6 protein-coding genes and 1 pseudogene are annotated in these 7,734 nt (G+C 50.3%); 5 read left to right on the top strand and 2 right to left on the bottom strand.

What is annotated here, in order from left to right; genetic code table 11:
• The 5 genes and pseudogenes from L4D76_RS28035 to L4D76_RS28015 all read left to right on the top strand — a co-directional run.
• A pseudogene (locus L4D76_RS28035) lies at positions 1-193 on the top strand (ribosome hibernation-promoting factor, HPF/YfiA family); the annotation flags it as partial.
• Positions 194-820: 627 nt separating this feature from the next.
• Positions 821-1,561, top strand: a complete 741-nt coding sequence (locus tag L4D76_RS28030) for an ABC transporter ATP-binding protein (protein ID WP_428444116.1) — start codon at positions 821-823, stop codon at positions 1,559-1,561.
• Positions 1,562-1,568: 7 nt separating this feature from the next.
• Positions 1,569-3,932 (top strand): ABC transporter permease, encoded by a 2,364-nt coding sequence (locus L4D76_RS28025; protein ID WP_428444115.1) that lies wholly within the window; start codon positions 1,569-1,571, stop codon positions 3,930-3,932.
• 4 nt (positions 3,933-3,936) lie between these two features.
• Complete coding sequence (locus tag L4D76_RS28020; protein WP_428444114.1) at positions 3,937-5,145, top strand: efflux RND transporter periplasmic adaptor subunit; 1,209 nt, start codon at positions 3,937-3,939, stop codon at positions 5,143-5,145.
• A 546-nt stretch (positions 5,146-5,691) separates the two neighbouring features.
• A complete protein-coding gene (locus L4D76_RS28015; protein WP_428444113.1) occupies positions 5,692-6,312 on the top strand; it encodes a hypothetical protein in 621 nt (206 codons plus the stop codon).
• 260 nt (positions 6,313-6,572) lie between these two features.
• On the opposite strand, the gene L4D76_RS28010 is transcribed toward L4D76_RS28015, so the two are convergent.
• Both L4D76_RS28010 and L4D76_RS28005 read right to left on the bottom strand, forming a co-directional pair.
• Entirely contained in the window at positions 6,573-6,821 is a 249-nt protein-coding gene (locus tag L4D76_RS28010) for a hypothetical protein (RefSeq protein ID WP_428444112.1), read from the bottom strand.
• A 141-nt stretch (positions 6,822-6,962) separates the two neighbouring features.
• Positions 6,963-7,232 carry a hypothetical protein gene (locus L4D76_RS28005; RefSeq protein ID WP_428444111.1) on the bottom strand — a complete coding sequence of 90 codons (270 nt, stop codon included), beginning with the start codon at positions 7,230-7,232 and terminating at the stop codon, positions 6,963-6,965.
• Between the last annotated feature and the right edge of the window lie 502 nt (positions 7,233-7,734).

The following is a 7,734-nucleotide window of genomic DNA, read 5'->3' as shown; positions in this document are numbered from 1 at the left end:
CTATGAAGGTGTACGGGTTTCAGCAAAATCTACTAACGATGTAATGTATCCTGCCATTTCAGCAGCATTGAAAAAACTAGAGACAGGCCTACGTAACCGCAAAGGACAACTGAAAGCAGACCTTCACGCAAAGCCAACCAGCACGAAACCAGAGATTGCTTCAGATATCATCCAAGAGATGAAATTAGTTTAATCAAATACAATTGACCAGATTCATGAAGCCAGCAACTTAATGCTGGCTTTTTTAAACTTGAATTCGCAGTAAGCAAAGGGCTCAAGTCTTGCCTTTGCCCTTCCGAGGTTTTCCATACTTAGATTAATTCGATAAATGTCAAATTAATCAATTACTCTAACAAGGTTATGTCCCAAGCTGTGATAGCGATTACGCCTTTTTCTTGTGAACGCCTTTTTCTCCCAATTGCGAGCGTTGCGCGATTTGTATCACACAATCGCCCCCATAGCGTGTTACGTCTTCTTAGCTGACTTTCAATAATACTATATTTTAGTTAACGTGAAGAATTTCCTCGTCCCCCCCCCACACATAATGTAAGGCATTGGAGTGTCTAGGAAAGTGGGGCGATTCAGCCTGAAAGCCGGCTTGCTATGCAGCATTGCCTGGATCTTACTTTGTGAGTGAGGCTTGCGTTCCGGCTGCTGTTGTTAGTGCACTCTCTGTCTTGTTATAGGTGTACGCTCTCATAACTAAGCTTTGCATTCTGATACTGCGCAGGAAACATTTCATAAATAAACTCAGCCTGAGATTAAGTCTGCTGCCTGTGGGAAATTGCTATACTGAACAAAGCATTAGTGGAGAAATGTTATGTCAGCGGATCGGCCCTCCCATGAGGCACTCGGCGAAGATGTTGTTTTCCATGTCCATAACGTCACCAAGGTTTACCAGATGGGTGAGGTACAGGTACGTGCTCTGCGCGGGGTGGATCTGGATTTGTATCGGGGGGAGTTTACTGTGCTGCTGGGGGCCTCGGGCAGTGGTAAGTCGACCTTGCTCAATATTCTCGGCGGACTGGATACGCCGACTGACGGTCACGTGTTTTATGTCGACCGCGATCTGACCCGAGCCGGTGAGAGCGAGCTGACTGAATACCGACGCTACCACGTCGGTTTTGTTTTTCAGTTTTATAACCTGATCCCCAGTCTTACGGCAAGGGAAAACGTGGCCGTGGTGACCGAAATTGCCCAGTCGCCGATGAAACCGGATGAGGCGCTGCAACTGGTCGGCCTGGCTGAGCGCCTGGATCACTTTCCGGCCCAGCTATCTGGGGGAGAGCAGCAGCGGGTGGCGATCGCCCGTGCGATTGCCAAACAACCGGAAGTTTTGTTATGTGATGAGCCGACCGGGGCGCTGGATTCCGAAACCGGGATTGTGGTGCTTGAAGCCTTGCAGCGTGTTAACCGGGAGCTAGGCACCACCACGGTCGTTATCACCCATAACGCCGGTATTGCACAAATGGCGGATCGCGTCATCTACCTGGCCGACGGGCTGATCAGCAGGGTCGAGGTCAACAAGACTCGCCTGGCTCCCTGTGAGCTGAAATGGTGATGCGGCGATGAAGGCGATCGATAAAAAACTCTGGCGAGACCTCTGGGCCATGCGGATGCAGGCCCTGGCAATTGCGATGGTCATTGTTGGCGGCGTCAGTATCTTCATCATGTCTTTGAGCACTCTCGATTCCTTATATCAGACCCGTGAAACCTATTACCGCAACCATTCCTTTGCCCATGTGTTCGCTACCCTCAAGCGAGCGCCGCTGTCGCTGGTAAAACGTATTGAAGCCATTCCCGGCGTCGACAGGGTGGAAAGCCGCGTGGTGGCTTATGTTAATCTTGATGTGGCTGGTTTTGATGATCCGGTCAGTGGGCATCTGTTGTCATTGCCCTATAACAGCCCGGGCCAGCTAAACAGGATCTACCTGCGCAAGGGCCGGCTGCTTGAGCCGGGCCGTGATAAGGAAGTGCTGCTTAGCGAAGAGTTCGCCCGAGCCCATGATCTGCAACCCGGCGCCAATTTGCGCGCCACTATTAACGGGCGGCGTAAAACGCTCACCGTGGTCGGCCATGTCCTGTCGCCGGAGTATATTTACCAGATCGCACCGGGCGCCATGTTTCCCGACTACCTGAGGTACGGCGTGTTATGGATGGCGCGAAAACCCCTGGCTACAGCTTACGACATGGACGGCGCATTCAATGATGTTACCCTTACCCTGAGCAAGGGCACCAATGCCCAGGCGGTTATCGATCGCCTCGATGAACTGTTGAAACCCTATGGCGGAACAGGCGCCATAGCCCGTGAAGATCAGCTTTCTCACCGTTTCTTGTCTGAAGAGCTTAAACAGCAGCGAACCATTGCCACCGTGTTCCCGATCATTTTTTTTGGAGTGGCCGCGTTTTTGCTCAATATCGTGACCAGCCGCCTGATCAGCTTACAGCGCGAGCAGATCGCCGTGCTCAAGGCATTTGGCTACAGCAACTTTGCTGTCGGGCTGCATTACACCAAGCTGGTGCTGGTCATCGTGGCGTTCGGCATCCTCGCCGGTATCGGCTTTGGGATCTGGATGGGCAAGGGCATGAGCAACATCTATATGACCTTCTATAGTCTGCCGTTTATGATCTATGTGCTCAGGCCCCAGGTGATTGTTGCCGCGGCCGTGATCAGCATGGCAGTTGCTATCCTCGGCACCTTGTATGCCGTAAACCGTGCCGCCAGGCTGCCCCCTGCTCAAGCCATGCGGCCGGAGCCGCCGGCCATTTTTCAGCCAACGCTGGTGGAGCGGCTGGGATTGCAACGCTGGTTTTCGCAACCGACACGGATGATCCTGCGCCATATTGAACGCCGTCCGCTCAAATCTCTGCTGACGGTCCTGGGGATCAGTATGGCCGGCGCAACCATGATGATAGGCGGTTTTCAGGAAGGGGCTATCGATCACATGGTTGAGGTGCACTATGGGCTGAGCCAGCGCAGCGATATTACTGCCATTTATACCGAGCCGACGTCTCAGCGCTCGCTCTATTCTCTGCAGAGTCTGCAGGGGGTGGAGCATGCAGAAGGTTTTCGTGCGGTAGCGGCGAAATTGCAGTTTGAGCACCGCTTTTATCGCACCTCGGTGCAGGGCATTCCGCCGGACGGCAAACTGATGCGGTTGCTTGATACCGAGCTTAAGGCAATCGTTCTGCCACAACAAGGTGTCATCCTAACCGATTACCTGGCTGAGCTGCTGCAGATCCGGCCCGGTGACATGCTTACTGTCGAAGTGCTGGAAGGCAACCGTCCCACGATCCGGGTGCCGGTAGTCGGTACTGCCAAAGAATACCTGGGATTGAGTGCCTACATGCAGCAGGCTGCCCTGAACCGTTTGCTCAAAGAAGACAATGCCATCAACGGTGCCCGGTTATCCGTTGATCCGCACTTCCAGCGTCAGGTTTACGCCGAGCTTAAGGAGATGCCGCGCATTGCCGGCGTGGTCGAGCAAAAGTCTGCTATCGATGCTTTCTATGAAACCATGGAAGAGACCATTTTATTCTTTACCTTTATTACCACCATGCTCGGCGGCAGCATCGCTTTTGGTGTGGTTTACAACAGCATGCGCATTGCGCTGTCGGAACGCAACCGCGAACTGGCCAGCCTGCGGGTGCTGGGTTTTCAGCGCGCCGAAATAGCTTATATTCTGCTGGGCGAGCTGGCTCTGCTGACATTGCTGGCTATACCGATTGGACTGCTTATCGGCCATGGTCTGTGTGCTTACCTGGCATTTAAGTTTGACTCCGATCTGTATCGCATCCCACTGGTTTTGGGCATGAACGTCTACGCGTTTGCCGCCCTGGTAGTGATTGTTTCATACCTTATCTCTGCCGTGATGATCTGGCGTAACCTGGCCCATCTTGACATGGTGGCTGTCCTTAAAACCAAGGAGTAAGCTGATGCGTACTATGTTGCAAAAACATCCCGTTATCATACTGTTCGTCGTGCTGATCCTTGGCTTGCTGATCTGGGGCTTCTGGCCGCAGTCGGCGCTGGTTGAAACCGTCGCGGTCAGGCGTGCGCCTTTGACCATCACTATTGAAGAAGAAGGCCGCACCCGGGTGATTGATCGTTATATTATCTCGGCACCGGTAGACGGTGTTGCCTGCCGCGTGGAACTGAATGTCGGTGATCCGGTTGAGCAGCATCAGGATTTGCTGGGGATCACGCCTTTGGCATCACCGGTGCTCGATCCGCGCCGCCGCGCCGAGGCCGAGGCCCGGGTAGCGGCGGCCGGATCGGCCCTGGATGCCAGCAAGGAGCAGGCACGTTCCGCCGCAGCAGCTGCGAAATTGGTGGACAATGAACTTAAACGGCTTGCACCTTTGATGGCCAAAGGGGTTATTTCTCGTGAGGCTTTCGAACAGGCCGAAACTAGGCTGCAGACCAGCACCGCCGCCAGGCGCTCGGCTGACTTCAGTGTTGAAGTGGCCCGGTATGAACTCGAAGCAGCGCGCACGGTTTTGCGGTATTCGGCGGCAACCTCCGACAGTGCACCGGCAGAACGGGTGCCTGTTCGTTCCCCTGTCAGCGGGCGGATCCTCAAGGTTGCACATGAGTGCGAGGGCCCGGTGCGGACCGGCGATCCCCTGCTGGAGGTCGGCGACCCCTTGGCGCTGGAAATTGAAGTGGATGTCCTTTCTGCCGATGCCGTGAAGATCAAACCGGGAATGAAAGTACTGTTTGAACGCTGGGGCGGCGAACACTCCTTGGAAGGCACAGTGCGTATTATCGAGCCGGTTGGTTTTACCAAAATCTCTGCGCTGGGCGTGGAAGAGCAACGGGTTTTAATCATTTCCGATTTGACATCACCTGCCGAACGATGGCAACGGCTAGGCGATGGTTACCGTGTTGAGGCGCGCTTTATTTTGTGGCATCAGGAGGATGTATTGCAGGTGCCTGCCAGCAGCCTGTTCCGTTATAAAAACGGTTGGGCAGTGTTCGCGGTGGAAAACCACCGAGCCAGGCTGCGGGCCGTTAAGGTCGGCTGGCGTAATGGCCTGGTTGCCCAGATCTTAGAAGGTGTAACCGGGGGGGAGGCTGTCATCAACCACCCCAGCGATGAAGTCGAAGACGGCAAGCGGGTGACGGTGAGAAAGAACTTTTGAGCAGTAACAACCGAATAAACATGACATCCGGCTTTTGTTATCATGTCCCCTCGGGATCTCCGTACTGAATCCCCTCAAATCTCTTAGACACAGTGCTGTTTAGAAATGCTTGTTTTCATGCACATAAGTAAATTTGAAAATCCTTACACTATGTAAGCAACGTTTGAAATGGACTTTCCGTGGTTTTTCTCAGCCACTCCAGCTACCGGCCTTTTTCAGCCTGCGCATTTATGGCGTGATTCGTTCTACGAATCGCACGTTCCCATATGTAACAGGGGTTTTGGGGCTGATTTGGAACGGTACGCCAACGAAGCGGTGCTACCTTTCTATCTGTTACATCAAACGATCATTGTGGCCATTGGGTTATATGTTGTGTAGTGACCAGCGACCTAGCAACTGTTGGGTGGGCACTATTTTTTATCTGGGTCGGAGTGGCGTTATTAAGTGGCTTTAGCTCAGGTACGTCTTTGTGATTAATGGATGGATTAGTTTGTTTGTCGAGATCAATGCTATCTTTATGGTAAACAAACACATAAGGACATAAAAATGGGTTTTGATTGGATAGAGTGGTTTGGTTATCTGGCGTCTTTAGTCGTTCTTGTTTCTCTTACAATGACGTCAATCATAAAGCTGAGGGTAATTAACTTAATTGGTTGTCTTTTGTTTGCTGCGTTTGCCTATTTAATTGACTCTTACCCGACGATGTTTATGAATCTGGGTATAGCCGGAATCAATGTTTACTTTTTATGGAAAATTCATTCGGTAGAGGAGCAGTTCAAGCTGATTGTTGCATCGGTTAATTCTGAATATTTTGAGTATTTTATTTCGACAAATCAGGGCGAAATAGAACTTCAGACATCTGTAGATGAACTTAGAGAAGCCAATACGGTGTTTTATATGCTGAGGAATAACAGCATAGCGGGTGTATTAGTTGGGAATAATAGTGAACAAGGTGTGTTGTCTGTTCTGTTGGACTATGTCACACCGGAATACCGTGATTTTAAGTTGGCGCATTATTACTATGAGTCACACCCTGATGTAATCAAATACAGGGGGGTTAATACACTAAGGGCGAAACCGACGACGAAGGAACACAGAGAGTATTTGCTCAAAGTGGGTTTTCAGGTTGTTGATGGAACAGAGGGTGTTTATCAGAAACAACTATAAGGGAGTGAACGGGCAGGAGCATGAGAGAGGAGCATGAGAGGACAGGCATCCCATGGTACTAAGTCATCTTGAAGAACAGAGCACCTCATACACGAAATAAAACCAACCTGTCCTATAAAGAAATGATAGCTAAGCGGGCAAAGAAAAAGGGAATTACAGTAGAACACTTTTTCAAAAGTGACCCCGTTTATTGTTGTGTGCATGTCGCACCCATCCATCCGCTTCAAGGCTAGGGACGACGTGTCATGTTATATCGATTATTAAGGGTTATCGGGATCACAGCCGCTTTCTCTTACCCACAATCCTTTTTCACAATGCAAAAGCGCACCGCTACCACTACAAACATAAGTGCCATCGTCATAGGCAACATTATTAAAATAGCATTGCGGCAAATCATCCACTTCCTGTGACAGAACATCAAACTCTTCATCCCCTTCATCCAGAATAGGAGACGTCTTTAGTTCTGGATCGGGTGCACCGACTGAAATATGAGTTACTAACTTTGTCATCGTCTTGTCCTTTGGTTAATGTTCATTTTTTCAAAAACACGTAATCGTTCAGACCACTCCTTTACAAAACGGTCACCCCATGCCCCGCCAGTAACTTATGTTACCTTTGTTCGATGATTGGGTATCTGATGCTTATAACCTTCAGGTGGATGAAAGACGGATACCGTCCTCGGTATGACTATCGAACAAGGTCATTTCCCAAACGTCTTCGTCAGTCATATGACGCAAGATATAGATACCGTTGTCATCACCCCTGAGTTTGAAGTAACGACAAGTGGGATCAAGCCATCGATCAAGCACCTCTAAGACCTCAATGCGACGCTCGCCAAGGTAGAAACGTACCGGCGTTTCCTCACCACGATAGCCGGCATAACACTCTACCTTTATCAAAGACTGATTTTCTTCACCCATACCAATCTTCTCACTCCCTACCACTTATAATAACCATAGCATGCTCCAGACCCACTATTAACCTAATCCCAGACGGGTTGCTTGCCATCGTTATTGTTACATATGGAACCACTCTTCTATCAATCGCTATCCTTGAACTAGACTACAGTGGTGTTCTGAATGGTTAGATAATTAATGGAAACAGCAAAATAGGACAGGCATATTTAACAGAAGCTACCTAAGACTTACATTATTAATGTCAGTCAAATACACTTGGAACAGCATTGTTGCTTATCTTGCTTGTAATAGCCGGAACCTGAAGCAATTTCGTGGTTTATGGGGTATTGGAAGAAAGGTTTATCCTTCTGGGGCCAGAATGAGGTGGGAGCTTTTGATTATCTAAGGCTATTTACGTGGTGAGTCTGTAACCCTGTGCCCGAGAACGGTTGAAATTCACCATTGCAGCCTGAATGGAGCGTGATGAGCCAATGAGCAACGCACGTTGTCGTTCAAACTGTGTGCA

This window comes from Photobacterium sagamiensis (assembly GCF_050337085.1).
In the GTDB taxonomy this organism is placed as follows: domain Bacteria; phylum Pseudomonadota; class Gammaproteobacteria; order Enterobacterales; family Vibrionaceae; genus Photobacterium; species Photobacterium sagamiensis.
The sequence above is the reverse complement of the archived record's forward strand: the minus strand, read 5'-3'. Positions and strand labels throughout refer to the sequence as shown.